The sequence below is a fragment of the Quatrionicoccus australiensis genome (assembly GCF_020510425.1).
Classification (GTDB): domain Bacteria; phylum Pseudomonadota; class Gammaproteobacteria; order Burkholderiales; family Rhodocyclaceae; genus Azonexus; species Azonexus australiensis_A.
Map to the genome: position 1 here is coordinate 2,705,575 of NZ_JAHBAH010000001.1, position 26,989 is coordinate 2,732,563.

Here is a 26,989-nt window from a genome sequence, read left to right on the forward strand (position 1 = left end):
GCCGCAATTACAGATAAATCCGGCGTTGCAACAAACAGTTGCAATTGGCGTAAGGGTGAGCGGCTGTAGTCAGCAGTTAGCCAGGAAGCAGACGTAAATAATGGGAGTGTTGAATGACAGCAACGGGCACGTTGCAGTCACCCCAACCCCTCCAGCCTCTCCCCCGCCAAATCCCCCTCCACCCGCCACGCCCCGTTGAAATCCTCGTCGGCGGTGTATTCCCCCGGCGTGACTAGGCAGCGCAGGCCGGCGGTCAACGCGGCTTGCAGGCCGTTTTTCGAGTCTTCGATGGCGAGGCAGTTCGCGGCCGGTAGCGCCAGGCGTTCGAGAACCCAGCGGTAAATGTCGGGGGCGGGTTTCTTGTTGGGGACGCAGTCGCCGGCCCCGATGACTTCGAACCAGCCGGGCGCGTCCGGGCCGAGGCTGGCGCGCAATAAGGCGGTGACGTTTTCCGGCGAGGTGGTGGTGGCGATGGCGAGGCGCAGGCCGGCGCTGCGGGCGGCGGCGATCAGCTCGGCGACGCCGGGGCGCAGCGGCAGTTGGCCGGCGGCGACGCGCTGCAGGTAATGCGCGGTCTTGGCGGCGTGCAGGCTCTTGATCTGGGCGGCGAAGTCGGGGCGCGCGGCGCAGGCCGGATCGTGGCGTTCGGCGTAGTGGCGGATGCGCTCCTTGCCGCCGGTGACGGCGAGCAGTTCGCCGTACCGTTTTTCATCCCAGTGCCAGGCCAGGCCGAACTCGGCGAAGGCGGCGTTGAAGGCGGGGCGATGGCCGTCGCGCTCGGTTTCGGCGAGCGTGCCGTCGACATCGAAGATCAGGGCGTGCAGGCGGTTCATGCCGGCGACGATAGCGCGCCGCGCGCCGGCGGCGCCAGTCAGGATTGCTGAAGGGCGGATTCAGCGTCGCTTTATTCAGCGATCACTGAAGCGGTTGGTAAAAAATACTGACTGTTGCTTAACAAAGAATACACATATTGTCGCTTCCATCGCAGCACAAAAATAACGATGGAGACAACATCATGCAATTCGGACGAACGACGCTTTCCAAGTTTGTCATCGAGCAGACGCGCGTCCAGCACGCCCAGCTCGGGGCGCTGCTGATCGACGTGGCGGCGGCGGTGAAGACCATCTCGGCGCTGGTCGGCAAGGGCGCCCTGAGCGGTTTTGCCGGCGTGCTGGAGTCGACCAACGTGCAGGGCGAGGTGCAGAAGAAACTCGACGTGCTGACCAACGAGGCGATGCTGCGCCATTGCGAGTGGGGCGGCCAGCTGGCCGGCATGGCGTCGGAGGAGATGGACGAGCCCTACGCGATTCCCGCCGACTATCCGCGCGGCCGCTACCTGCTGCTGTTCGATCCGCTCGACGGTTCGTCGAACAGCGACGTCAATGTCTCGGTCGGGACCATTTTCTCGATTTTGCAGCGGTCGACCCTGGATCCAGCCGTTGATTCTATGGATGCCGGGGACGCCGAAAATGCCGATTTCCTGCGCCCCGGTCTCGAACAGGTGGCTGCCGGCTACGCCATCTATGGTCCGGCGACGATGATGGTGCTGACCCTGGGCAACGGTACGCATGCCTTCACGCTCGACCGCGAGAGCGGCAATTTCATCCTGACCCACCCGAATATCCGCATTCCCGAGGAGACGCGCGAGTTCGCGATCAATACCTCGAACGAGCGCTTCTGGGAGCCGCCGGTGCAGCGCTACGTCGCCGAGTGCAAGGCCGGGCGCAGCGGCGTGCGCGGTGCCGATTTCAACATGCGCTGGATCGCCTCGCTGGTCGCCGAGGTACATCGCATCCTGATGCGCGGCGGCATCTTCATGTATCCCAAGGACAACAAGGACCTGGCCAAGCCGGGCCGGCTGCGCCTGCTTTACGAGGCCAATCCGATGGCGATGCTGGTCGAGCAGGCGGGCGGCGCGGCCAGCACGGGCCGGGCGCGCATTCTCGAAGTGATGCCGGACGGCCTGCACCAGCGCATCCCGGTGATTCTCGGTTCGCGCCAGGAGGTCGAGCGCGTCGCGCGCTACCACGCCGAGTACGACGCCGGTACCGACCGCCCCTTCGTCTCGCCGCTGTTCGCCGAGCGCTCGCTGTTCCGCGACGAATCGCGCGGCTGAATTCATCGTCCAGGGAGAACGCCATGTCCGTCAAACACCCCATCATCGCCATCACCGGTTCTTCCGGCGCCGGCACCAGCACGGTGATGCAGAGCTTCCAGCACATCTTCCGGCGCGAGCAGCTCAAGGCGCAGATCGTCGAGGGCGATTCCTTCCACCGCTACGACCGGCTCGCCATGCGCGCCGAGATGAAGGCGCAGGAAGAGCGCGGCAATCTCAACTTCAGCCATTTCGGGCCGGAAGCCAACCTGCTCGAGGAATTGCAGGATCTCTTCGTCAGCTACGGCAGGACGGGCTCCGGCCAGGTCCGCAAGTACCTGCACGATGCCGGCGAGGCCGAACCCTGGGGGCAGGAGCCCGGCACATTCACGCCGTGGGGCGAAATCGCCGCCGACACCGACCTGATGTTCTACGAAGGCCTGCACGGCGCCTGGGCCGGCAACGGCATCGACATCGCGGCGCAGGTCGACCTCTGCGTCGGCGTCGTGCCCATCATCAACCTGGAGTGGATCCAGAAACTGCACCGCGACCAGAAGATGCGCGGCTATTCGCAGGAGGCGGTGACCGACACCATCCTGCGGCGCATGCCCGACTACGTCAGCCACCTGTGCCCGCAGTTCAGCCGCACGCACGTCAATTTCCAGCGCGTGCCGATTGTCGATACCTCGAATCCCTTCATCGCGCGCGACATCCCGAGCGCCGACGAAAGCATGGTGGTGATCCGCTTCGCCAACCCCAAGGGCATCGACTTCCAGTACCTGCTCGGCATCCTGCACGGCTCGATGCTGACCCGGCCGAATACGCTGGTCGTGCCCGGCGGCAAGATGGGGCTGGCCATGCAGATGATTTTCACGCCGATGATCCTGCGTCTGATGGACCAGAAGCGCCGCGCCTGATTCGAAAAAAGGGAGAGAGACATGACCGACATTACCCGCCGCGACCTTGCCAATGCCATCCGCTTCCTGGCGGTCGACGCCGTCGAAAAGGCAAAATCCGGACACCCCGGCGCCCCCATGGGCATGGCCGACATCGCCGAAGCCCTGTGGTGCGGCCCGTTCAAACACAATCCGCTGAACCCCGCCTGGCCGGACCGCGACCGCTTCGTGCTGTCGAACGGGCATGCCTCGATGCTGCTCTACGCGCTGCTCCACCTGAGCGGTTACGCGCTGGAACTGGACGAGCTGCAGAACTTCCGCCAGCTCGGCAGCCGCACCCCGGGGCATCCCGAGGTCGGCCACACGGCGGGTATCGAGACGACTACCGGGCCGCTTGGCCAGGGGCTGGCCAACGCCGTCGGCATGGCGCTGACGGAGAAATTGCTGGGCCAGCGCTACAACCGCCCCGGATTCCCGGTGGTCGACCATCGCACCTGGGCATTTCTTGGTGACGGTTGCCTGATGGAAGGCATCAGCCACGAAGTCTGCTCGCTGGCCAGCGTCTGGAGGCTGGACAAGCTGGTCTGCTTCTACGACGACAACGGCATCTCGATCGACGGCGACGTTGCCGGCTGGTTCCGCGACGACACGGCGGCCCGCTTCCGCGCCTACGGCTGGCACGTGCTCGGGCCGCTCGACGGCCACGATGCGGCGGCGCTCGATGCCGCCATCGCCGCTGCGCTCGCCGGCAACGGCAAGCCGACCCTGATCATCTGCCGGACCACGATCGGCTGGGGTTCGCCGGGCAAGGCCGGCAGCCACGACGTACACGGTGCACCGCTCGGCGCAGCCGAAATTGCCGCGACGCGCGCCGCGCTCGGCTGGCCGCATGCGCCTTTCGCGATTCCCGAAGACATCCGCGCCGCCTGGGACCACCGTCTCGCCGGGGCTGCCGCCGAAGGCGAATGGCAGGCGCTGTTCGCGCGTTATCGCGCCGCCCACCCCGAGCTGGCGGCGGCTTTCGAACGCGGTGCCAGCGGTGGCCTGCCCGCCGACTGGGCGCAGATCCGGCGCGACTTGCTCGAACAGGCGGCTGGGCGCGAAGGCGCCGTGGCAACGCGCAAGTCCTCGCAAAACTGCCTCGATTTGCTGGTCGACCGGGTGCCGGAACTGCTTGGCGGCTCAGCCGACCTGACCGGCTCCAACCTGACCGCCGGCCGGCACAGCCGGCCCTGGCACGCGGCGGCCGGCGGCGTGCCCAACTATCTTTCCTACGGCGTGCGCGAGTTCGGCATGGCGGCGATCATGAACGGCGTCGCGCTGCACAAGGGGCTGATTCCCTACGGCGGCACCTTTGCCGTGTTCTCCGACTATTCGCGCAACGCGATCCGGATGAGCGCGCTGATGCAGCAGCGCGTCGTGCATGTGCTGACCCACGATTCGATCGGCCTCGGCGAGGACGGCCCGACGCACCAGCCGGTCGAGCACGCCGGCTGCCTGCGCGCGATTCCCGGTCTCGACCTGTGGCGGCCGTGCGACGAGCTGGAAACGGCGGTCGCCTGGACGCTGGCGCTGGAACGCCAGGACGGCCCGTCGGCGCTGATGCTGTCGCGCCAGAACCTGCCGCAGTACAGCGCTGCGGCCGGCCGGGCCGACGATATCTGGCGCGGCGGCTACATCCTGAGCGAGGCCGAGGGGCCGTTGCAGGCGGTGATCATCGCCACCGGCTCGGAGGTGGCGACCGCGATGCAGGCGCAGGCCACGCTGGCCGCGCACGGGGTCGGCGTGCGTGTCGTCTCGATGCCTTGCACGCGCCGCTTCGACCAGCAGCCGGCGGCCTGGAAGAAGGCGGTGCTGCCGCCCGACGTCTGCCGCATCGCGATCGAAGCCGGGCTGCCCGACTCCTGGTGGAAATACGTCGGCCTCGACGGCGCCGTGCTCGGCATCGGCGAGTTCGGCCAGTCGGCGCCCGCCGCCGAACTGTTCGCCTACTACGGCCTGACCTGCGAACACCTGGTGCAGAGCGTGCAGCGCACGATCGCCAGCTACGGCGGCAGCGACGGCGACTTCTAGCGGCCTCAGCCAAGGCGAAGCCGCGCAACTCCCCGGCTAATAACTCACTACTCACAACTAACACGGAGACTTTCCCATGCCAATACGGGTGGCAATCAACGGCTTCGGCCGGATCGGACGCATGGCCCTGCGCGCCATCGTCGCGGAGGCCGAGTTTTCCGAACTCGAGGTGGTTGCGGTCAACGACCTGCTCGAACCGGATTACCTGGCCTACCTGCTGCAGCACGACTCGGTACACGGGCAATTTGCCGGTGAAATCAGCGTCGACCGCAACGAACTGCTGGTCGACGGCCAGCGCATCCGGCTCAGCGCCTGCAAGAACCCGGCCGAACTGGCCTGGGGCGAGCTCGACGTCGATGTCGTGATCGAGGCGACCGGCTTGTTCCTGACCGGCGCCAGTTGTGCCGGTCATCTCGCGGCCGGCGCCCGCAAGGTGGTGCAGTCGGCGCCGGCCAGGGACGACACGCCGCTCTTCGTGTACGGCGTCAATCACCTGGGCTATGCAGGCGAGGCCGTCGTCTCGGCCGCTTCGTGTACGACCAACGGCCTGGCGCCGGTCGCCAAGGTGCTCAACGACCGCTTCGGCATCCGGCGCGGCCTGATGAGCACGGTGCACGCGGCGACCGCCACCCAGAAGACGGTGGACGGCCCGTCCGGCAAGGACTGGCGCGGCGGCCGAGGCATCCTGGAAAACATCATTCCGGCCGCGACCGGCGCGGCGCAGGCGGTCGGCAAGGTGATTCCGGCGCTGGCCGGCAAGTTGACCGGCATGGCCTTTCGCGTGCCGACCTCTGATGTCTCGGTGGTCGACCTGACCGTCGAACTGGCAACGCCGGTCAGCTATGCCGACATCTGCGCCGCGATGCGTGCCGCCGCCGACGACGGGCCGCTGCGCGGCGTGCTCGGCTATACCGAGGCCAGGGTGGTGTCGACCGACTTCCGCGGCAATCGCCGGCCCTCGATCTTCGACGCCGGGGCCGGCATCGCGCTCGACCCGACCTTCGTCAAGGTCGTCGCCTGGTACGACAACGAATACGGCTACACCTGCAACCTGCTGCGTCTGCTGCGTCACATCAGCCAGCCGCAAGTGCACTGAAAGGAGCTTTCCCATGGCCCTGATTTCCCTGCGCCAACTGCTCGACCACGCGGCCGAGCACAGCTACGGCCTGCCTGCCTTCAACGTCAATAATCTGGAGCAGATCCAGGCCATCATGCAGGCCGCCGCAGCCTGCAACAGCCCGGTCATCCTGCAGGCCTCGGCCGGGGCGCGCAAATATGCCGGCGAGCCATTCCTGAGGAAACTGGTCGAAGCCGCCATCGAGCAATATCCGGACATCCCGGTCTGCCTGCACCAGGATCACGGTACCTCGCCGGCCGTCTGCCAGCAGTCGATGCGCAGCGGCTTCTCCAGCGTCATGATGGACGGCTCGCTGGGCACCGATGGCAAGACGCCGACGACTTACGCCTACAACGTCGAAACGACCCGCCAGGTCGTTGAAATGGCGCACTGCATCGGCGTTTCGGTCGAAGGCGAGCTGGGCTGCCTCGGTTCGCTGGAAACCGGCGCGGCGGGCGAGGAGGACGGCATCGGTGCCGCCGGCAAGCTCGATCACGCGCAAATGCTGACCGATCCGGAAGAGGCCGCTGACTTCGTCGCCAGGACCGGCGTCGATGCGCTGGCCATTGCGATCGGCACCAGCCACGGCGCCTACAAGTTCACGCGGCCACCGACTGGCGAAATCCTTGCCATCGACCGCATCAAGGCTATCCATGCGCGCATCCCGAACACGCACCTGGTCATGCACGGCTCTTCCAGCGTGCCGCAGGAATGGCTGGCGGTCATCCGCCAGTACGGCGGCCGGATGAAGGAAACCTGGGGCGTGCCGGTCGAGGAAATCGTCGAAGGCATCCGTCACGGCGTGCGCAAGGTCAATATCGACACCGACATCCGTCTCGCCATGACCGGCGCGATGCGCAAGGCGATGGCTGAAAAGCCGGAGGAATTCGATCCGCGCGCTTTTTTGAAAGCCGCCGTGGTGGCGGCGCGCGACCTCTGTGCATTGCGTTTCGACGCCTTCGGCAGCGCCGGCCAGGCCAGCCGCATCAAACCCGTGTCACTGGAGAAAATGGCTGCCGCCTACCGCTGACCAAACCGAGTATCACTCTGCTGTACCTTGCGTCTTGCGGCCCCGAAGTCTGGGGCCGTCTTTTTTCGGAGGCACCATGCGCCAACCAGATTTCGTCATCGCCCCCAGCATCCTCTCCGCCAATTTCGCCAGGCTCGGCGAGGAAGTCAGCAACGTCATCGCTTCCGGCGCCGACTGGATTCACTTCGACGTAATGGACAACCACTACGTCCCCAACCTGACCATCGGCCCGCTGGTTTGCGCCGCCATCCGGCCGTGCACCGCCGCACCCATCGACGTGCACCTGATGGTCAAACCCGTCGACCGCATCATCCCCGACTTCGCCAGGGCCGGCGCCAACATCATCACCTTTCACCCGGAAGCCTCCGACCACGTCGAGCGCAGCCTGTCGCTGATCCGCGATGCCGGCTGTCAAAGCGGCCTGGTCTTCAACCCGGCAACGCCGCTGGATTACATGGATTACGTCCTCGACAAGATCGACGTCATTCTGCTGATGAGCGTCAATCCCGGCTTCGGCGGCCAGAAATTCATCCCCGGCACGCTGGTCAAGGCGAAGCTGGCAAGAGCCAAACTCGATGCCTGCGAACGTGAAACCGGTCGCCGCATCCGCCTCGAAATCGACGGCGGCGTAAACACCGCCAACATCGCCGAAATAGCCCGCGCCGGCGTCGACGCTTTCGTCGCCGGTTCGGCGGTCTACGGTGCCGGCAAGGACAGCGATCCGCATCGCTACGAAACGATCATGGGCGAACTGCGCCAAGAACTGGCAGGGGTGTGAACGGGGCGCTACGGTCAACCGGAGGAAAGGGGCAAAAATGGAATCGGCCCAAGTAGCCACCGCCGGATGAATCCCGGGTTTTGCAGTGCCGTCTGGCATCCGGACGGCCGATCCATTCGCGCTGTCCGCACTGGGCGCGGGCAGCGCGAATGGATCGGATAAAAACATTTCGCCCGCAAAAAAGCCGCCCGCAGGCGGCTTTATCGGTCAACCCGGAAAAAAGGGCTTATTTGACGATCTGGTTCAGCTCGCCCTTGGCATAGCGCTCGGCCATCTTTTCCAGCGGGATGACCTTGATCTGGCTGGCGCGGCCGGCGCAGCCGAAGGCTTCGTAGCGGGCCAGGCAGATTTTCTTGGCGGCTTCGCGGGCCGGCTTGAGGAAGTCGCGCGGATCGAACTTGCCCGGGTTCTCGAACATGTAGCGGCGGACGGCGGCCGTCATGGCGAGGCGGATGTCGGTATCGATATTGACCTTGCGCACGCCGTGCGCGATGCCCTTGACGATTTCCTCGACCGGCACGCCATAGGTTTCCTTCATGTCGCCGCCGAATTCGCGGATTTCGGCGAGCAGTTCCTGCGGCACGGAAGATGAACCGTGCATGACCAGGTGGGTGTTCGGGATGCGTGCGTGGATTTCGGCGATGCGGTCGATGGCGAGGATGTCGCCGGTCGGGCGCTTGGTGAACTTGTAGGCGCCGTGGCTGGTGCCGATGGCGATGGCGAGCGCGTCGCAGTTGGTCTGCTTGACGAAGTCGGCAGCCTGGTCTGGATCGGTCAACAACTGTTCGCGGGTCATTTTGCCTTCGGCGCCGTGACCGTCTTCCTTGTCGCCCTGCATGGTTTCGAGCGAGCCGAGCACGCCGAGTTCGGCTTCGACCGAAACGCCGATCGAATGCGAGAACTTGACGACTTCCTTGGAGACGGCGACGTTGTAGTCATAGGAGGCGGTGGTCTTGCCGTCGGCTTCGAGCGAGCCGTCCATCATCACCGAGGTGAAGCCGGACTTGATGGCGCTCATGCACACGGCCGGGCTCTGGCCGTGGTCCTGGTGCATGACGATGGGCAGGTGCGGGTAGGCTTCGAGCGCGGCCAGGATCTGGTGGCGCAGGAAGGCTTCGCCGGCATATTTGCGGGCGCCGGCCGAGGCCTGCATGATGACCGGGGCGTCGATCTGGCTGGCGGCTTCGCAGATGGCCCAGACCTGTTCCATGTTGTTGACGTTGAAGGCGGGCAGCCCGTAGCCGTTTTCGGCGGCGTGGTCGAGCAATTGGCGCATGGAAACGAGCGGCATGGGAAAACTCCAGGGGAAAATATTATGAAAGGATAGATTCTATAGGATCGAGGATCGAGGATCGAGGATCGAGGATCGAGGATCGAGCTCTTTGCTCAAGCCCCTAGGCAACTCGATCCTAACAACTATGTTCTCCGACGCGGACGATCTTCAGCGTGTTGGTGCCGCCGGTGGTGCCGATCGGCTCGCCGATGGTCAGCGCGATCAGGTCGCCCTTTTCGACGACGCCGCGGTCGATCAGCAGTTGTTCGGCTTCGGCGAGCAGCAGTTCGCGGTCGGTGTGCTGCTGCTTCATCGGCAGCGGGCAGACGCCACGGTAGAGCACCATGCGGCCGACCGACTCGGCATCCGGGGTCAGCGCGTAGATCGGCACGCCGGAGTTCATGCGGCTCATCCACAGCGCGGTCGAGCCGGACTGGGTCAACGCGGCAATGGCTTTTACCTTGAGGTGGTGCGCGGTCCAGATCGCGGCCATCGCGATCGACTGGTCGATGCGCGTGAACACGCGGTCGAGGAATTCGCGCTCAAGCGTCAGATCGGCCGAGCGCTCGGCCTCGACGCAGATGCGCGCCATCGATTCGACGGTTTCGACCGGATACTTGCCGGCGGCGGTTTCGGCCGACAGCATCACCGCGTCGGTGCCGTCGAGCACGGCATTGGCGACGTCGGAGACTTCGGCGCGGGTCGGCACCGGCGAGGTGATCATCGATTCCATCATCTGCGTCGCGGTGATGGTCAGCTTGTTCATGTCGCGGGCCATGCGGATCATCTTCTTCTGCAAGGCGGGCACGGCAGCATCGCCGACTTCGACGGCGAGATCGCCGCGCGCGACCATGACACCGTCCGAGGCGTCGAGGATTTCGGCGAGATTTTCAACGGCCTCGACGCGCTCGATCTTGGCGATCAGCACGGCGGAGCTGCCGGCGGCGCGCAGCAACTGGCGCGCCATGTACATGTCGGCGGCGCTCTTGGGGAAGGAGACGGCAACGAAATCGACGCCGATCTGGGCCGCCGTCTTGATGTCGTCCATGTCCTTGCCGGTCAGCGCCGGCGCGGTCAGGCCGCCGCCCTGGCGGTTGATGCCCTTGTTGTTCGACAGGTCGCCGCCGACGATGACGCGGGTGTGGATTTCCTGGCCGCGCACGCCGGTGACTTCGAGTTTGAGACGGCCGTCGTCAAGCAGCAGGATGTCGCCATTGACCACGTCCTTGGGCAGGTCCTTGTAATCGAGGCCGACGCGCTCCTGGTTGCCGAGCGTGCATTGCGCATCGAGGATGAAGCTGTCGCCGATCACCAGGGTGATCTTGCCGCCATCGAACTTGCCGACGCGGATCTTCGGCCCTTGCAGGTCGCCGAGGATGCCGACGGTGCGGCCGTATTTGGCTGCCGCGGCGCGGATGCCCTCGGCGCGTGCCTTGTGGTCATCGGCCGTGCCGTGCGAAAAATTCATGCGGACGACGTCGACGCCGGCCTGCACCATGCGTTCGAGAACTTCCGGTGTGGATGAGGCGGGGCCCAGCGTGGCAACGATCTTGGTATGGCGCGACATGTCTTCTCTTCCCTGGTTGTTCGATGGTTTTTACTGCTTTTTGCCGGTTGACCGTTGTGGGACGGTCAACCGGTCCGCAAGCCTTATTTTGCGGCGCGTTCTTCGAGAATCGCGATCGCCGGCAGGGTCTTGCCTTCGAGGAATTCGAGGAAGGCGCCGCCGCCGGTCGAGATGTAGCCGACGTCATCGGCAATGTGGAACTTGGCGATGGCGGCCAGCGTGTCACCGCCGCCGGCGATGGAGAAAGCTTCGGAGTGGGCGATTGCCGAGGCCATCATCTTGGTGCCGCCGGCGAACTGCGGCAGTTCGAAGACGCCGACCGGGCCGTTCCAGACGATGGTACCGGCGTTGGCGATGATCTGCGACAGCATGGCGGCGGTCTTCGGGCCGACGTCGAGGATGCGGTCGTGGACATGCACGTCGTCGACCGAGATCTTGTTGGCACGGGCCAGGGCGGAGACTTCGTCGGCAACGACGACGTCGACCGGCAGCGGCACTTCGGCGCCGCGTTCCTTCATGATGTCCATGATGGTGTGGGCTTCCTTGACCAGGTCGGCTTCGGCCAGCGAGTCGCCGATGCGCTTGCCGGAGGCGAGCAGGAAGGTGTTGGCGATGCCGCCGCCGACGATCAACTGGTCGACCTTGCTGGCCAGCGACTTGAGGATGGTCAGCTTGCTGGAAACCTTGGAGCCGCCGACGATGGCGACCAGCGGGCGCTTCGGTTCGTGCAGGGCCTTGCCCAGCGCGTCGATTTCGGCGCCCATCAGCATGCCGGCGCAGGCGACCGGCGCGTATTTGGCGATGCCGTGGGTGGTCGCTTCGGCGCGGTGCGCGGTGCCGAAGGCGTCATTGACGTAGACATCGCACAGCTTGGCCATCTTCTGGGCCAGTTCGTCGTTGTTCTTCTTTTCGCCCTTGTTGACGCGGCAGTTCTCGAGCAGGACGACTTCGCCCGGCTTGACTTCGAAATCGCCATCGACCCAGTTCTGGATCAGACGAACCGAGGTGTGCAGCATCTGGCCGAGGCGCACGGCGACCGGCATCAGGCTGTCTTCGTGATTCAGTTCGCCTTCGGTCGGACGGCCGAGGTGGGAGGTGACCATCACGGCGGCGCCCTTTTCCAGGCAGTACTTGATCGACGGCAGCGAGGCGCGGATGCGGGTGTCTTCGGTGATGTTGCCGGCTTCGTCCTGCGGCACGTTCAAGTCGGCGCGGATGAAGACGCGCTTGCCGGAAACGTCGAGGTCGGTGAGTTTGATAACGTTCATGGATATCTCCTGATTTGGCTTAAGTAATGGATTCTTGCGTCCAGTGTTGTGACCAGTGACCGGCCACTTCGAGCATGCGGTTGGCGAAGCCCCACTCGTTGTCGAACCAGACAAAGAGGTTGAGCAGGCGTGGGCCGGCGGTGCGCGTCTGGCTGCCGTCGACAATCGCCGAATGGGGATCGTGATTGAAATCGATCGAGGCGTGCGCCGCCTCGGAATAGGCGATCAGGCCGCGCAACGGGCCGCTCGCGGTGGCGGCGAGCAGGGCGTTGATTTCCGCGACGGAAACGTCGCGCCGGGTGCTGATCGTCAGGTCGATCGCCGAAACGTTCAGGGTCGGGACGCGGATCGCCTTGGCGTGCACGCGCCCGGCCAGTTGCGGCAGCAGGCGTTCGATGCCGCGCGCCAGACCGGTCGAGACCGGGATGATCGACTGCATCGCCGAGCGCGTGCGGCGCAGGTCGGTGTGGTGATAGCCGTCGATCAGCGGCTGGTCGTTCATCACCGAATGCAGTGTGCTGAGCATGGCCTGTTCGATGCCGATCTCGCGGTCGAGCAGGTCGAGGATGGGGACGATGGCATTGGTCGTGCACGACGCAGCCGAGACCAGGCGCTCGTCGCCGCGCAGACTGGCGTGGTTGATGCCGTTGACGATGGTGGCATCGACGTCGCTGCCGGATAGGCCCGGATGCGACAGCAGCAGGCGCGGGCAGCCGGCGTCGAGAAAACGGCTCAATTCGGCACGTCGACCGTAACAGCCGGAGGATTCGATGAGCAGGTCGATGCCGAGTTCCTGCCAGGCGACATCTTCCGGCTTGCGGGCATGGCTGACGACAATCCGGTGTCCGTCGATCAGCAGGGCGTCCTCGCCGACCTCGACCTGGCCGGGAAAGCGGCCGTGCGTCGAGTCGAAGCGGGTGAGGTAGGCCATGCTGGCGAGGTCGGCCGGTTCGTTGATGGCGACGACCTGCAGATTGTGCGTGACGGGCGATTCAAGGAGGGCACGCAGAAAACAGCGACCAATCCGGCCGTAGCCGTTGATGGCGAGACGAAGAGGGCGATGGGTGCCGGGCACGCGAGCCAATCCGAAGTGATCGAAGCGGGTGATTTTACAAGGTTGTGGGCATAAAACCGAGCGCTGATGCGGTGAATCGGCATTGTTGGCCGGCAAGTTCTGCCGTGGGCGGGGCTGATTTTCCCGAGGGGGCCGAGTTTCGCGGGTTTAGGCTCGCCTTTATGCTGGTGCGCTATTTGCTTTTCGCTCTTGTCTCTTGTGAGGATGGAAGCATGCAAATCACCAATGAACTGAATTCAGCCCTGGCCGCGAGCGCGGCGCGTTCGAGCGAGCCGGCGAGCGGCGAAAGCTTTGCAGATGCCTTGAAGAAGGCGGCAGGTACGGCCGGAGCGGCGAAAGAAAGCGAGCCGGAAAAAACGGCCAGCGAAATTGCGCAGGAGAAGGCAGCAAAAAAAGAGGCCACGCACAAGGCCTTGCTCGCCGAGTTGCACGATTACGTGAACAAAAGCCCGGCCGAACATATCCGCGATGCGGTCTTGAAGGAGTTGGGGCTGACCGAGGAGGACCTCAATGCGATGCCGCCGGAAAAGCGGAAGGCAATGGAAGAACTGATCAACGAGCGGGTGCGCGAAAAGCTGCTCGGCCGCAAGCCGGAGTCCGATCCGGAAGTGGCGGCTGCCCTTGCGCTCGAAAAGGATGCCGGCGGCGCGGTCGATGCCGCAGTGACCGCACTGCAGATGGCGTTGGCCGGGGGCACGCAGGCGATGATCAAGGCCGCCTGAGCGCGGCCACGGTAGCGCTCGGCTGATGGTGTCGGGCACCGTCGCCCGCTGCGCGCGGACGAAAAAAAGGGGCCGGATGGCCCCTTTTTCTGCAGCAAGCAGCGCTTACTTGACGTTCACCCAGGCGCGGGCGGCGTCGAGCATGCGGCAGGAATAACCCCACTCGTTGTCGTACCAGGCCAGGACCTTGACCAGGTTGCCGTCGATGACGCGGGTCTGCGTGGCGTCGAAGGTCGAGGAAACCGTGGTGTGGTTGAAGTCGGAGGAAACCAGCGGGTCGTTGTTGACCGCGAGCACGCCCTTGAGCGGGCCGGCCGCGGCGGCCTTCATCAGTTCGTTGATTTCTTCCTTGGAGGTCGGGCGCTCCGAGGTGAAGGTCAGGTCGACCAGCGAGACGTTGATGGTCGGGACGCGCAGCGCGAAGCCGTCGACCTTGCCCTTGAGTTGCGGCAGCACCAGGCCGACCGCGGCGGCAGCGCCGGTCTTGGTCGGGATGATGTTCTGGGCACCGGCGCGGGCGCGGCGCAGGTCCTTGTGACGCACGTCAACCAGCACCTGGTCGTTGGTGTAGGCGTGGATGGTGGTCATCAGGCCTTGCTTGATGCCGAGGTTGTCGGACAGCACCTTGGCGACCGGGGCCAGGCAGTTGGTCGTGCACGAGGCATTCGAGACGACGGTCATGTCGGCACGCAGGATGTCGTGGTTGACACCGTATACGATGGTCGCATCGACGTCGTCGCCACCCGGGGCGGAGATCAGGACGCGCTTGGCGCCCTGCTCGAGCAGGGCTTGCGCCTTGGCCTTGGAGGTGTAGGCGCCGGTACATTCGAGCAGCACGTCAACGCCGTGGTCGGCCCAGTTGATGTCCTTCGGATTCTTGGTCGAGTAGAAGGTGATGCGCTTGCCGTCGATGATGATGCAGTTTTCGCCATCGGTTTCGACCGGCGTCGTGAAGCGGCCGTGCGTGGTGTCGTACTTCAGCAGGTGGGCATTGGTCTTCAGGTCGCCGGAAGCATTGATGGCGACGACTTCGAACTCGTTCTGCAAACCCTGTTCGTAAATGGCGCGCAGCGTACAGCGACCGATACGACCAAACCCGTTGATAGCAACCTTGATAGCCATTGAAGCTTCTCCTCTTTAATTAATCAGGACACCAGTGCCTTGGTCGTGGCAACGACGTTGGCGACGGTAAAACCGAACATTTCGAACAGTTGACCGGCGGGCGCGGATTCGCCGAAGCGGTCGATGCCGATCACGGCGCCGTGCAGGCCGACGTATTTGCGCCAGAAGTCGGGATGCGCCGCTTCGATGGCGATACGCTTCTTGCAGGTGCCGAGCACGGCGGCCTTGTAGTCGGCGCTCTGGCGGTCGAAGACGTTGGTGCAGGGCATCGAGACGACGCGGGCAGCAATGCCTTCGGCCTTGAGTGCGGCCTGGGCGTCGAGCGCCAGCTTGATTTCGGAACCGGTCGCGATCAGCGTCAGCTGCGCTTCGCCATCGGCTTCGGCGAGCACGTAGCCGCCCTTGCGGATGTCTTCGTCGGCGATGTTCTGCGTCACGGTCGGCAGGTTCTGGCGCGACAGGGCGAGCAGACTCGGGCCGTCGGCACGGTCGACCGCTGCGGTCCAGGCAATTGCCGTTTCGGTCGCATCGGCCGGGCGCCAGACGTCGAGGTTGGGGATGATGCGCATCGACGGGATGTGCTCGACCGGCTGGTGGGTCGGGCCATCTTCGCCGAGGCCGATCGAGTCGTGTGTATAGACCATGATCTGGCGCTGCTTCATCAACGCCGCCATGCGGATGGCGTTGCGGGCGTAATCGGAGAAGACCAGGAAGGTCGCGGTGTAGGGAATCAGGCCGCCGTGCAGGGCGATGCCGTTGGCGATTGCGGTCATGCCGAATTCGCGCACGCCGTAGTAGCAGTAGTTGCCGCCCTCGGTGCGGGTGACGCCCTTGCTGCCCTTGACGAAGGTCAGGTTGGAGCCGGCCAAGTCGGCCGAGCCGCCGAAGATTTCCGGCACGGCCGGAACCAGTGCGGCGATGGCGTTCTGCGAAGCCTTGCGGGTCGCGATGTTTTCGGCCTTGTCGCGGCAGGCGGCGAGGTAGGTCGCCTTGGTCGCTTCCCAGGAGGCCGGCAGTTCGCGCTTCATGACGCGCCGTTCGAACTCGGCGGCTTCGGCCGGGAAGGCGGCCTGGTAGGCCTGGAAGCGGTTTGTCCAGTTTTCCTCGAAAGCGGCACCGGCCGGCTTGCGATTCCAGGCAGCGTAGATGTCGGCCGGGATTTCGAAAGCCGGATGGTTCCAGCCGATGTGGGCGCGGGCGGCGGCAATTTCGTCCTTGCCGAGCGGTGCACCGTGACAGTCGTGCGAGCCCTGCTTGTTTGGCGAACCGGCGCCGATCGTCGTCTTGCAGCAGATCAGGCTGGGCTTGTCGGTGACCGCCTTGGCTTCGAGCAGGGCGCGTTCGATGGCGTCGCTGTCGTGGCCATCGACATTGGCAATGACATGCCAGCCGTAGGCTTCGAAACGGCCCGGCGTGTTGTCGGTAAACCAGCCTTCGACATGGCCGTCGATCGAGATGCCGTTATCGTCCCAGAAGGCGATCAGCTTGCCGAGGCCAAGCGTGCCGGCGAGCGAACAGGCTTCGTGCGAAACGCCTTCCATCAGGCAGCCGTCGCCCATGAAGGCGTAGGTGTGGTGATTGACGATCTCGTGGCCGGGCTTGTTGAACTCGGCGGCCAGCACCTTTTCCGCCAGCGCGAAGCCGACGGCGTTGGTGATGCCCTGGCCGAGCGGGCCGGTCGTCGTTTCAACGCCGGGCGTGTAGCCGTATTCCGGGTGGCCCGGGGTTCTGGCGTGCAACTGGCGGAAATTCTTCAGGTCATCGATCGACAGATCGTAGCCGGTCAGGTGGAGCAGGGCGTAGATCAGCATCGAGCCGTGGCCGTTGGAAAGCACGAAACGGTCGCGGTCGGGCCATTGCGGGTTGGCCGGGTTGTGGCGCAGGTGACGCCGCCAGAGCACTTCGGCAATTTCCGCCATGCCCATCGGGGCGCCCGGATGACCGGAATTGGCCTGCTGCACGGCATCCATGGCCAGCGCGCGGATGGCGCCGGTCAGGGGAGAAAACTTGGGGAGGTTGCTGACGCTCATGATCCGGAAATCCAGCCTGCTGAAAAGCTGAAATTATCCGGGAAAAGGCCCTCTTTGGGTAGGGCGATGTTGCATTGCGGCAGGCAAAATGCCCGCCGCAATGGGCTTGTTGCCGCTTTACTGGATTTTCGGATCGTAGTTGATCATCATCAGAACGCCCTGGCCGCCACCCATGCCACCACCGGTGTAGGCGACACTGCCCTGTCCTGCGTAAACTGCCTCGTAGCGGTGGCTGTCGGTTCCGAAATAGAAGGGTATCCAGGCCTTGGCGGTGACATAGCCGCGGATGTTCGAAGTAACGCCGAGAATGCGCTCGACTTCCGACTGGTGCATGCCGATCTGCAATTTTGCCCACTTGCTGTTCGGCGGAATGTTGCCGTAAACCTCGCCTTCGAAGGTGCCGTCACGCGATTTCATCATGCGTGGTTTGCCGGCTTCGGCCGGCTTGGCTGCTTCCTTGGCCGGGGCGGCGGCGGGCGCTGCCACCGGTGCCGGGGCTGGCTCGGCGGCCTTGGCTGGCGCGCTTGCCGTCTTCGGCTTGGCCGGTTCGCAATCGGCGTTTGCCGCTTCACCCTTTTTCGCGGCTTTTGTCTTGCTCGTTGCCTTGGTCGATTTTTTCTTGCCGGTCGCTTCGGGTGGGCATTCCGGCTTGGCGGCTACCGGCGCGGCGGCCGGAGCTGGTGCGGCGGCCACCGGTGCTGGTGTTTCGGCTTCAGGCTTCTTTTCGTTGCTGACGCAGCCGGCCGCGAAGGCGGTTGCGGCAATGACTAGGGCGAGGGTGCGCGGATGCATTGCTGGATTCCTTTACAGGTAAGGGTGATGCAATTTACATGAATTCAGGCGCTGTGGTAGCCGCTGACCCGGTCGACTTCGTTTTTTGAGCCCAAAATGACCGGCACGCGCTGGTGCAGGTGGGCCGGCATGATGTCGAGAATGCGCTGGCGGCCGGTGGTCGCGGCACCGCCGGCCTGTTCGACCAGGAAGGCCATCGGGTTGGCCTCGTACATCAGGCGCAACTTGCCGCCCTTGTCCTGCATCTTGCTGTCGAGCGGATACATGAAGATGCCGCCGCGCGTCATGATGCGATGCACGTCGGCGACCATCGAGGCGACCCAGCGCATGTTGTAGTCCTTGCCGAGCGGGCCTTCCTTGCCGGCCACCATTTCGTCGACGTAGCGCTTGACCGGGGCTTCCCAGAAACGCTGGTTCGACATGTTGATGGCGAATTCCTTGGTGTCGGCCGGAATCTGCACGTTTTCCTGGGTCAGCACGAAGCTGCCCTGCTCGCGGTCGAGGGTGAATACGGCGACGCCGTCGCCAACGGTCAGGACGAGCAGCGTGGTCGGGCCATAAACGGCATAGCCGGCCGCAACCTGTGCGGTGCCGGGCTGCAGGAAGGCGGCTTCGGCGGCTGCCGGCGTGCTCAGGTCGGCGTCTTCCGGGCACTTGAGTACCGAGAAGATGGTGCCGATCGAGACATTGACGTCGATGTTGGAGGAGCCGTCGAGCGGGTCGAAGGTGAGCAGGTATTCGCCCTTCGGGAAGCGGTGCGGCACCAGGTGCGGCAGATCCATTTCCTCGGAGGCCATGGCGGCGAGGTGGCCGCCCCATTCGTTGGCGTCGAGCAGGATGTCGTTGGACAGCACGTCGAGCTTTTTCTGCGCTTCGCCCTGCACGTTGTCGCTGCCGGCTTCGCCGAGCACGCCGCCGAGGCTGCCCTTGCCGATGGCGACCGAAATGGCCTGGCAGGCGCGCGAAACGATTTCGATCAGGAATTTGAGATCGGCGGTGATGACGCCCTTGTTGCGCTGTTCCTCGGTGAGGTAGCGTGCCAGCGTGCGCTGAACCATGTTGACTCCCTGCTGCAATGACAAAGGCGCGATTTTACTCCGGGTGCTGCCTGGCGTGCAGAAAGGCGAAGGCCGCAGGACCATCGAGCGGCTTGCTGAAGAAGTAACCCTGGACTTCGTCGCAGGCGTTGCTGCGCAGCAGTTCAAGCTGGTCGTCGGTTTCGACGCCTTCGGCGATGACGTTGAGGCCGAGTGAATGGGCCAGGGCGATGGTGCCGAAGGCGATGGCCCGGTCGTTGAGGTCGGTTTCGATGTCGGCGACGAAGGAGCGGTCGATCTTCAGATGGTCGATCGGGAACAGCTTGAGGTAGGCCAGCGAGGAGTAGCCGGTGCCGAAGTCGTCGATGGCCAGCGAAATGCCCATGCGGCCGAGGCGCTGCAGGATCTGGATGGCTTCTTCCGGATTTTCCATCACCGAGCTTTCGGTGATTTCGAGTTCCAGCAACTCGGGCGGGAGGCCCGATTCGGCGAGGGCGCCGGCCACTGTTTCGCAGAAGTCGCGCCGGCGCAGTTGGCGCGCCGAGACGTTGACGGCAATGCGGATCGGATCGAGGCCGTCATCGAGCCACTGCTTCATCGTGCGACAGGCATTGAGCAAGACCCATTCGCCGATCTCGACAATGATCCCGGTTTCCTCGGCGACCGGAATGAAGCGCACCGGCGAGATCATGCCGTCAGTCGGGTGGTGCCAGCGGACCAGGGCCTCAACGCCGGTCGGGCGCGAGCCATCGGCCTTGAATTGCGGCTGGAAGCAGAGCGCCAACTCGTTGCGGGCAATCGCGTGGCGCAGCTTGCGCTCGATGTCGAGGCGTTCGGCCGAGGCGAGATTCATGTCGGCCGCGAAGAACTGGTAGTTGTTCCGTCCGGTCGCCTTGGCGTGATACATCGCCGTGTCGGCGTTTTTCAGGATGGTGTCGCCATCCGGGCCGTCATTCGGGAAAATGCTGATGCCGATTGACGGACTGGTGTGCAGCTCGTGGCCTTCGGCGTGAATCTGCGTCGACAGTGCGGCGATGATCTTGCCCGCCACCAGCGCAGCATCGGAGGAGGTCGAAATGCCGGGCAGGATGACGACGAATTCGTCGCCGCCCAGGCGGGCGACGAAATCGGTTTCGCGCACGACCTTGGACAAGCGGCAGGCGACTTCGCGCAACAGGTCGTCGCCAACCTGGTGGCCGAGTGTGTCGTTGATGATCTTGAAGCGGTCGAGGTCGAGGAACATGATCGCCACCTGCCACTGGTGACGGCGTGCCTCGGGCAGTAGCTGGGCAAGGCGCATGAGCAGGGCGAGGCGATTGGGCAGGCCGGTCAGCGCATCGTGCTGGGCGATGTGGCGCATGCGCTCTTCGGCTTCGCGGCGCTCGGTAATGTCGGCCAGAATCCAGATGTAATGGGCAGGCTGACCCGTTTGCGGGTCATCTACCCGGCTGATCCGTATCCCGGCCGGAAACAGCTCGCCGGATTTCGTGGTGAGCTCCAGCTCGCCGTACCACGAGCCGCCGCTGCTCAGCTTTTCCTCAAAGGATGCGGGCGTCAGCTCCTGGTTCCCGCCGATCAGCGAGAAAACGGTTTTGCCGAGCAGTTCGAGCGGCTCGTAACCCGTCATCAGGGTGGTGGCCGGGTTGGTCGACAGAATGTGGTGCGCTTCGTCGGTAAAGATGATCCCGGTTGGCGTGTGATTGAACACCTTCTGGGCCAGTTCTTCGCGTTCGGCGCTGGCGCGGCGTTCCGAGATGTCGGTGTAGATCGTGACCAGGCCGCCGTCGGCGAGCGGTACGCCACGGATGTCGAGGGTCTTGCCATTCGGGCGGGTGCGTTCGAAATGGTGTGCCAGGTGCTTGCGGCTGCGCGCCAGCATCGTGCGGACCATGCTTTCGGTATCGCCATTGCCGTATTCGCCACGGGCAGCATTGAAGCGGAAAATCTTTTCCATGGTCACCGGCCGGTTGTCGAACAGTGACTGCGGCAGGTCGAGCAGACGCTGGAAGGCCTGATTGTGGAGCGCCAGTTCCTGGTCCTTGTTGAACAGGCTGAGTGCGCTCGGGACGTTTTCGATGACCGTTTCGAGCAGGCTGTGCTGATGGCGCAGTTCGTTTTCTGCCGCCTTGCGTTCGGTGATGTCGGTGTAGGTGGTGACAAAACCGGCCAGCTTGCCCTCGATGTACAAGGGTTCGCCCTGGACGAGATGGGTGCGGCCGCTCGGGCGCAGGCGCTCGAAGCAGTGGGCTTCGAATTTGAGGGCCTTCTCGGTGATTCGGGCAACTTGCTCCTCGATGTCGCCGGGACCATATTCGCCGCGGCCTGCCGTGATCCGGATCAGGTCGGAAAAAGGGACACCGTCATAAACCGCTTCCGGCGGCAGGTCGAGAACCTCGAGAAAGCCCCGATTCCAGACGCGCAGGCACAGATTTTCATCAAAAACGCTGATGCCTTGCGGCATGCTGGCCATGACTGCTTCCAGGTAGGCGTGCCGACGGCTGGGTTCGCTGGAGGTGGGCGGTGCGGTCGGGGTGCGGTCCACGCGGAGGGGCTTCTGGATAAAGGATGATCATAGCCGAAGGCGCGGCCTGCTTCCAGCGACTTCAGTCCGCTTTCCATTTGATCGAGCAGCCGATCGAAGCGCGTTGTTCCAGCGGTCCACGCCCGGTTTTGGCAATATTTCGCATCGCTTCATACAGCTCCCGCCGGGCGTCGCCGGGGCCAGGCGTGCGCTCCGAGGCATCGAGACGGCCGCGGTATTGCAGTTCGAGTTTGCCGTTGTAGCCGAAAAAGTCCGGCGTGCACACGGCGCCGTAGGCGCGGGCGACTTCCTGGCTGGTGTCGATCAGGTAGGGGAAGGGGAAATCCTGTTCAGCGGCCCAGCGTCGCATGTTTTCCGGTGCATCGTCGGGGTAGGCGGTGAAGTCGTTGCTCATGATCGCGACGCAGCCGATGCCGTCGTCGGTCAGTTCGCGGCAGTCACGCACCAGGCGATCGATGATCGCCTTGACGTAGGGGCAGTGGTTGCAGATGAACATGACGAGCAGGCCGTTCGCGCCGCGACAGCTGGCCAGCGTGTGCTGCCGGCCGTCGGTGCCGGGCAGGCCGAAGTCGATTGCCGGCCGGCCGAAATCACACACCGGCGGATGCAAAGCAGCCATGATTGCGCTCCAGAAGCCTATTTTCGCCCATAATAGCACCGATGAATCTACCCCGTTTTTACTGCCGCGAAGCCCTCTCGCCGGGGGCGCACATTGATCTGCCCGAGCCGGTGGCACGCCATGCCGTGCGTGTCCTGCGTCTGCCGCCGGGGGCTTCCGTTGTCCTGTTCGACGGGCGCGGCGGGCAATACGAAGCCTGCATCGAGCGCATTGAAAAAAGCCGTGTCGTTGCCTCGCTTGGCGCCTGGCAGGATGTCGAGCGCGAGTCGAAACTCGCGGTGACGCTGATCCAGGCGGTGCAGTCCGGCGACAAGATGGATTTCACCATCCAGAAAGCGGTCGAACTGGGTGTCGGCAGCATCGTGCCGGTCGATAGCCGGCGCAGCGTCACCAAGCTGGTCGGCGAACGTGCCGGCAAGCGGGTGGCGCACTGGCAGGGCGTCGCCGCATCGGCCTGCGAGCAGTGCGGGCGCAACCAGGTGCCGTTGGTGGCGCCATTGGAAAAACTGGAAAACTGGCTGGCCCGGCCGACCGGCGAGGGCTTGCGCCTGATCCTGGCGCCCGATGCCGAGTTTGCGCTGGCTGATCTGCCGCCGGCGACGAGTGTGCAGATGCTGATCGGCGCCGAGGGGGGGCTTGATCCGCAGGAAATCCTTGCCGCAAAGCAGGCCGGCTTCCAGGCGGTGCGTCTGGGGCCGCGCGTCTTGCGCACGGAAACCGCCGCGTTGGCGGCGCTGGCGGCGATGCAGGCTTTGTGGGGTGATTTCAGGGGGTAGGTCAGGCGTGATTTTTTGTCACGCATGACCTGTAAAGTAAAAACAAGGGAGAGAGCAAATGTTCGAATCGGCAGAACTGGGTCACAAGATCGACAAGGCGACGTTCAAGAAAGAGGTGCCGAAACTGCGTGCCGAATTGCTCGACGTCCAGTACGACATGCTGCAGAAGAAGGAATTCCCGGTCGTCATCCTGATCAGCGGTGTCGACGGCAGCGGCAAGGGCGAAACCATCAACTTGCTGTACTCCTGGATGGATCCGCGCCATATCTCGACCTTGGCTTTTTCTTCCCCGACCGACGAGGAACGCGCCCGGCCCTACATGTGGCGCTACTGGCGTGCCCTGCCGCCCAAGGGCAAGGTCGGCATCTTTGCCGGCTCCTGGTATTCGCAGCCGATCACCGACCGCATCACCGGCAAGATGCGGCGTTCGGAACTGGACGAGCAACTCGACGACATCAATCGCTTCGAAGCCATGCTGGTCAATGAAGGGGCTCTTGTTCTCAAGTTCTGGTTCCACCTCTCCAAGGATGGCCAGAAGACGCGTCTGAAGGCGCTGGAAAAGAACCCGCATACCGCCTGGCGCGTCACCAAGGAAAGCTACGACCGCCTGAAAACCTATGACAAGTTGCAGGCCGTCGCTGGTCACGTGCTGCGTGTTTCCAATACCGCGCATGCGCCGTGGATCATTGTCGAGGGGACCGATGACGAATACCGCTCGCTGACTGTCGGCCGCATCGTGCTCGAAGCCATGAAGCGCCGCCTGCAACAGGAAGGCCGGCAGCAGGTGCCGGTGGCGCCGCCGATCATGCATGCCATCGATCAGAAAAATGTGCTGTCCGAACTCAATCTGACGCAGAAACTGGAAAAGAAGGATTACGAGGCGCAACTCGCCAAGTACCAGTCGCGCCTGTCGGAACTGGTGCGCGACCCGCGCTTTGTCGGTAAACGTTCCCTGGTGCTCGTTTTTGAAGGTTCGGATGCGGCCGGCAAGGGCGGCACCATCCGCCGCATCGGCGCCGCGATGGATGCCCGGCAATACCAGATCGTGCCGATTGCCGCGCCGACCGAGGAAGAACGGGCGCAGCCGTATCTGTGGCGTTTCTGGCGCCACCTGCCGCGCCTGGGCCGGGCGGCGATCTTCGACCGTTCCTGGTACGGCCGCGTGCTCGTCGAACGGGTCGAGGGCTTCTGTTCCGAGGCTGACTGGCTGCGCGCCTATGCCGAGATCAACGACTTCGAGCACCAGATGGTCGATGCCGGGGCGATCGTCGTCAAGTTCTGGCTGCAGATCAGCGCCGACGAGCAGTTGCGTCGCTTCAAGGAGCGTCAGGACACCGAGTTCAAGCGCTTCAAGATCACCGACGAGGACTGGCGCAACCGCGAGAAGTGGGACGAGTACGTGTCCGCCGTCTGCGACATGGTGGACCGGACCTCGACCGGTCTGGCACCGTGGACGCTGGTCGAGGCCAACGACAAGAACTTTGCCCGGGTCAAGGTATTGAAAACCCTGTGCGAGCGCATCGAAAATGCGCTCAAGGACGACAACGGAAAATACAGCGAGAAATGAGCGAAACCCCTTACGACGAGCACTTCGTCTCCTGGTTCCGGGCGGTCACGCCCTACATCAACGCCTTTCGCGGCAAGACCTTCGTCATTGCCTTCGGTGGCAAGGCGGTGGCCAGCGAGTTTGCCAAGACCCTGGCCTACGACGTCAACTTGCTGGTCAGCCTGGGCATCCGCCTGGTGCTGGTGCATGGCGCGCGGCCGCAGATCGAGGAAGAGCTGGCCGAAAAGAATCTCGAATCGGTCTATCACCGCGGCTACCGGGTGACCGATGCGGCGGCGCTCGATTGCGTGCTCGACGCGGTGGGCAGCGTCTATCTCGAAATCGAGGCGATGCTGTCGCAGGGCTTGCCGAACACGCCGATGGCGAACAGCCGCATCCGCGTCATCGGCGGCAATTTCATCACCGGCCAGCCGATCGGCGTGCTCGACGGGATCGACATGCAGTACGCCGGCAAGGTGCGCAAGGTCGACGCCGAGGGCATCAACGCCCAGCTCGGTCTGGGCAACATCGTGCTGCTCAACTGCGAAGGGCCGTCGCCGACCGGCGAGATCTTCAACCTGCAGATGGAAGAAGCGGCCGAAGCCGTGGCCGTCGCGATCCGCGCCGACAAGCTGGTGTATCTGACCGACAGCCGCGGTGCGACGGATCAGGCCGGCGAACTGATCGACGCGATGACCGCCGACGAGGTCGCCGAGCTGCTCAGTGGCGGCGAATGGCTGTCACCCGACATCCGCCGCTATCTGCCCTGCGCCGTGCGCGCGACGCGGACCGGCGTCGGCCGGGTGCATCTGATCAGTTACGAGCAGGACGGGGCGCTGCTGCGCGAGTTGTTCACGCACGACGGTGTCGGCACCGTGGTCACGCGCGAATCGCTGGAGAACATCCGCGAAGCCAAGCCGGACGACATCGCCGCCCTGATCGCGCTGATCGAGCCGATGGAAGAAGAGGGCATCCTGGTGCACCGGCCGCGCGAACTGCTCGAACGCGAGATCGAGCATTTCTCGATCATGCTGCACGACGGCATCATCGTCGGCTGCGCGGCGCTCTACCGTCATTCCGACGAGGAGGCCGAACTGGCCTGCCTGGCGGTCAGCCCGGAGCATCGCGAATGGGGTTACGGCGAGCAGTTGATGACACGTATCGAAAAGCGCGCCAAGAAACTCGGCATCAAGCGCCTGCTGGTGCTGACGACGCGTACCGAGCACTGGTTCGTCGAGCGCGGTTTCAAGCTCGGCAATGTCGACGACCTGCCGGCCAAGAAGCGCGACATGTACAACTATCAGCGGCGCTCCAAGGTGCTGTTCAAGACGCTTTGACCATGGGGCGCGCATGACCGAGCCGAGCCGTCCGGAAGCGCTCGCCCTGCTCGCCTATCTTGGCAAGTGGATTCTGCTGGCGCTTGCCGTTGCCGTGCTGGCCGGTTCGGCGTCGGCCTTTTTCCTGTTCGCGCTGGACTGGGCCACCGCGACGCGCAGCGCGCACCGCTGGCTGATCTGGGGCCTGCCGTTTGCCGGCTTTGGCGTCGGCTGGCTCTATCTCAAATTCGGGCAACGGGTCGAGGCCGGCAATAATCTGCTGATCGACGAAATCCATGATCCGAAGAGTGTCGTGCCCCTGCGCATGGCGCCGCTGATCCTCGGCGGTACGGTCATCTCGCATCTGTTCGGCGCCTCGGTCGGGCGGGAAGGCACGGCCGTCCAGATGGGCGGGGCGTTGGCCGATCAGCTGACCCACCTGTTCAGGCTGCGCCATGAAGATCGCCGCATCATCCTGATGGCCGGGATCAGCGCCGGCTTTGCGTCGGTGTTCGGAACGCCGCTGGCGGGGGCGATCTTCGGCCTGGAAGTGCTGTCGGTTGGCCGCTTGCGCTACGACGCCATCCTGCCCTGCATGCTCGCGGCCATTGTGGCGGATCAGATCGGTCTGCTCTGGGGCGTGCAGCATACCCATTACGTGATTTCCTCGATTCCCCATCTCTCGGCCTGGGCGCTGCTCGCCATGGTGATTTCGGGGGCAATTTTCGGGTTGACCGGCAAGGCGTTTGCCGAGGCGACGCATGCCCTGGGCGGCTGGATGAAACAGAAAATTGCCTATGCACCGCTGCGCCCGCTCGCCGGCGGTATCGTGCTGGCCTGCATCGTCTGGTTCCTGGGCGCCGAGCGCTACATCGGCCTGGGTATTCCGACCATCGTCGAAGCTTTCGAACAGCCCCTGCCGGCCTATGACTTTGCCGCCAAGATGCTGCTTACCGTAGCTTCGCTGGGCAGTGGTTTCAAGGGCGGCGAGGTGACGCCGCTGTTCTATATCGGTGCGACGCTGGGCAATGCACTGGCGCCCGTGCTTGACCTGCCCTTTCCGCTGCTCGCCGGGGTCGGCTTCGTCGCCGTCTTTGCCGGTGCGGCGAATACCCCGATCGCCTCGACGCTGATGGCGATGGAGATCTTCGGGGCGGAAATCGGTGTTTATGCCGGCATTGCCTGCGTCGTCAGTTTCCTGTTCTCCGGGCATAGCGGCATTTACCGGGCGCAACGCCGGGGGCATGCCAAACACCGGCAAGCCCCTGCCGAAAGCAGGCCTGGCGATTAGCCGGCCGGCGCCGTCCTGTCGTCC

22 protein-coding genes are annotated in these 26,989 nt (G+C 64.2%); 11 read left to right on the forward strand and 11 right to left on the reverse strand.

What is annotated here, in order from left to right; all coding sequences use genetic code 11:
• Positions 1-137 precede the first annotated feature (137 nt).
• Entirely contained in the window at positions 138-833 is a 696-nt protein-coding gene (locus KIG99_RS13035; RefSeq protein WP_226460552.1) for an HAD family hydrolase, read from the reverse strand.
• Positions 834-1,015: 182 nt separating this feature from the next.
• Here KIG99_RS13035 and KIG99_RS13040 point away from each other — a divergent pair, with 182 nt between their 5' ends.
• From KIG99_RS13040 to rpe, 6 genes are all read left to right on the forward strand, one after another.
• Positions 1,016-2,116 carry a class 1 fructose-bisphosphatase gene (locus tag KIG99_RS13040; RefSeq protein ID WP_226460553.1) on the forward strand — a complete coding sequence of 367 codons (1,101 nt, stop codon included), beginning with the start codon at positions 1,016-1,018 and terminating at the stop codon, positions 2,114-2,116.
• 23 nt (positions 2,117-2,139) lie between these two features.
• Positions 2,140-3,012, forward strand: coding sequence for a phosphoribulokinase (locus KIG99_RS13045; protein ID WP_226460554.1), 873 nt, complete (start codon positions 2,140-2,142; stop codon positions 3,010-3,012).
• A 21-nt stretch (positions 3,013-3,033) separates the two neighbouring features.
• Positions 3,034-5,064 carry a transketolase gene (tkt, locus tag KIG99_RS13050; protein WP_226460555.1) on the forward strand — a complete coding sequence of 677 codons (2,031 nt, stop codon included), beginning with the start codon at positions 3,034-3,036 and terminating at the stop codon, positions 5,062-5,064.
• 76 nt (positions 5,065-5,140) lie between these two features.
• Positions 5,141-6,160 (forward strand): type I glyceraldehyde-3-phosphate dehydrogenase, encoded by a 1,020-nt coding sequence (gene gap / locus KIG99_RS13055; protein WP_226460556.1) that lies wholly within the window; start codon positions 5,141-5,143, stop codon positions 6,158-6,160.
• Positions 6,161-6,173: 13 nt separating this feature from the next.
• Positions 6,174-7,211, forward strand: a complete 1,038-nt coding sequence (gene fba, locus KIG99_RS13060; protein WP_226460557.1) for a class II fructose-bisphosphate aldolase — start codon at positions 6,174-6,176, stop codon at positions 7,209-7,211.
• 76 nt (positions 7,212-7,287) lie between these two features.
• A complete protein-coding gene (gene rpe / locus KIG99_RS13065; protein WP_226460558.1) occupies positions 7,288-7,989 on the forward strand; it encodes a ribulose-phosphate 3-epimerase in 702 nt (233 codons plus the stop codon).
• A gap of 226 nt (positions 7,990-8,215) precedes the next feature.
• Here the strand turns inward: rpe and fba (KIG99_RS13070) are convergent, their stop codons facing one another.
• The 4 genes from fba (KIG99_RS13070) to KIG99_RS13085 form a co-directional block, all read right to left on the reverse strand.
• A complete protein-coding gene (gene fba / locus KIG99_RS13070; protein WP_226460559.1) occupies positions 8,216-9,280 on the reverse strand; it encodes a class II fructose-bisphosphate aldolase in 1,065 nt (354 codons plus the stop codon).
• A 118-nt stretch (positions 9,281-9,398) separates the two neighbouring features.
• Positions 9,399-10,829: a pyruvate kinase gene (gene pyk, locus KIG99_RS13075; RefSeq protein WP_226460560.1), complete on the reverse strand. Its 1,431-nt coding sequence runs from the start codon at positions 10,827-10,829 to the stop codon at positions 9,399-9,401.
• An 83-nt stretch (positions 10,830-10,912) separates the two neighbouring features.
• Positions 10,913-12,097, reverse strand: coding sequence for a phosphoglycerate kinase (locus KIG99_RS13080; protein ID WP_226460561.1), 1,185 nt, complete (start codon positions 12,095-12,097; stop codon positions 10,913-10,915).
• A gap of 19 nt (positions 12,098-12,116) precedes the next feature.
• Positions 12,117-13,172 (reverse strand): type I glyceraldehyde-3-phosphate dehydrogenase, encoded by a 1,056-nt coding sequence (locus tag KIG99_RS13085; RefSeq protein ID WP_226460562.1) that lies wholly within the window; start codon positions 13,170-13,172, stop codon positions 12,117-12,119.
• Between the two features lie 212 nt (positions 13,173-13,384).
• Here KIG99_RS13085 and KIG99_RS13090 point away from each other — a divergent pair, with 212 nt between their 5' ends.
• The gene (locus tag KIG99_RS13090) at positions 13,385-13,894 is read left to right on the forward strand and encodes a hypothetical protein (RefSeq protein ID WP_226460563.1); all 510 of its coding nucleotides are present in this window, start codon (positions 13,385-13,387) and stop codon (positions 13,892-13,894) included.
• Positions 13,895-13,999: 105 nt separating this feature from the next.
• On the opposite strand, the gene gap (KIG99_RS13095) is transcribed toward KIG99_RS13090, so the two are convergent.
• The 6 genes from gap (KIG99_RS13095) to KIG99_RS13120 form a co-directional block, all read right to left on the reverse strand.
• A complete protein-coding gene (gene gap / locus KIG99_RS13095) occupies positions 14,000-15,016 on the reverse strand; it encodes a type I glyceraldehyde-3-phosphate dehydrogenase (RefSeq protein ID WP_226460564.1) in 1,017 nt (338 codons plus the stop codon).
• Positions 15,017-15,039: 23 nt separating this feature from the next.
• Complete coding sequence (gene tkt / locus KIG99_RS13100; protein WP_226460565.1) at positions 15,040-17,046, reverse strand: transketolase; 2,007 nt, start codon at positions 17,044-17,046, stop codon at positions 15,040-15,042.
• Positions 17,047-17,163: 117 nt separating this feature from the next.
• The gene (locus tag KIG99_RS13105; RefSeq protein WP_226460566.1) at positions 17,164-17,838 is read right to left on the reverse strand and encodes a hypothetical protein; all 675 of its coding nucleotides are present in this window, start codon (positions 17,836-17,838) and stop codon (positions 17,164-17,166) included.
• A 44-nt stretch (positions 17,839-17,882) separates the two neighbouring features.
• Positions 17,883-18,896, reverse strand: coding sequence for a class 1 fructose-bisphosphatase (locus KIG99_RS13110; RefSeq protein ID WP_226460567.1), 1,014 nt, complete (start codon positions 18,894-18,896; stop codon positions 17,883-17,885).
• A gap of 34 nt (positions 18,897-18,930) precedes the next feature.
• On the reverse strand, positions 18,931-21,417 hold the full coding sequence (locus tag KIG99_RS13115) for an EAL domain-containing protein (protein ID WP_226460568.1): 2,487 nt from the start codon (positions 21,415-21,417) through the stop codon (positions 18,931-18,933).
• 61 nt (positions 21,418-21,478) lie between these two features.
• On the reverse strand, positions 21,479-22,036 hold the full coding sequence (locus tag KIG99_RS13120) for a thioredoxin family protein (RefSeq protein WP_226460569.1): 558 nt from the start codon (positions 22,034-22,036) through the stop codon (positions 21,479-21,481).
• 41 nt (positions 22,037-22,077) lie between these two features.
• On the opposite strand from KIG99_RS13120, the gene KIG99_RS13125 reads away from it, so the two are divergent.
• From KIG99_RS13125 to KIG99_RS13140, 4 genes are read left to right on the forward strand one after another with little or no spacing between them, the layout of a single operon-like run.
• Positions 22,078-22,812 (forward strand): 16S rRNA (uracil(1498)-N(3))-methyltransferase, encoded by a 735-nt coding sequence (locus KIG99_RS13125; RefSeq protein ID WP_226460570.1) that lies wholly within the window; start codon positions 22,078-22,080, stop codon positions 22,810-22,812.
• A 58-nt stretch (positions 22,813-22,870) separates the two neighbouring features.
• Positions 22,871-24,379 carry a polyphosphate:AMP phosphotransferase gene (gene pap / locus KIG99_RS13130; protein ID WP_226460571.1) on the forward strand — a complete coding sequence of 503 codons (1,509 nt, stop codon included), beginning with the start codon at positions 22,871-22,873 and terminating at the stop codon, positions 24,377-24,379.
• On the forward strand, positions 24,376-25,695 hold the full coding sequence (gene argA, locus KIG99_RS13135) for an amino-acid N-acetyltransferase (protein ID WP_226460572.1): 1,320 nt from the start codon (positions 24,376-24,378) through the stop codon (positions 25,693-25,695). The genes pap and argA overlap by 4 nt, the downstream gene beginning before the upstream one ends.
• Before the next feature lie 13 nt (positions 25,696-25,708).
• Entirely contained in the window at positions 25,709-26,965 is a 1,257-nt protein-coding gene (locus tag KIG99_RS13140; RefSeq protein ID WP_226460573.1) for a voltage-gated chloride channel family protein, read from the forward strand.
• Positions 26,966-26,989: the final 24 nt, after the last annotated feature.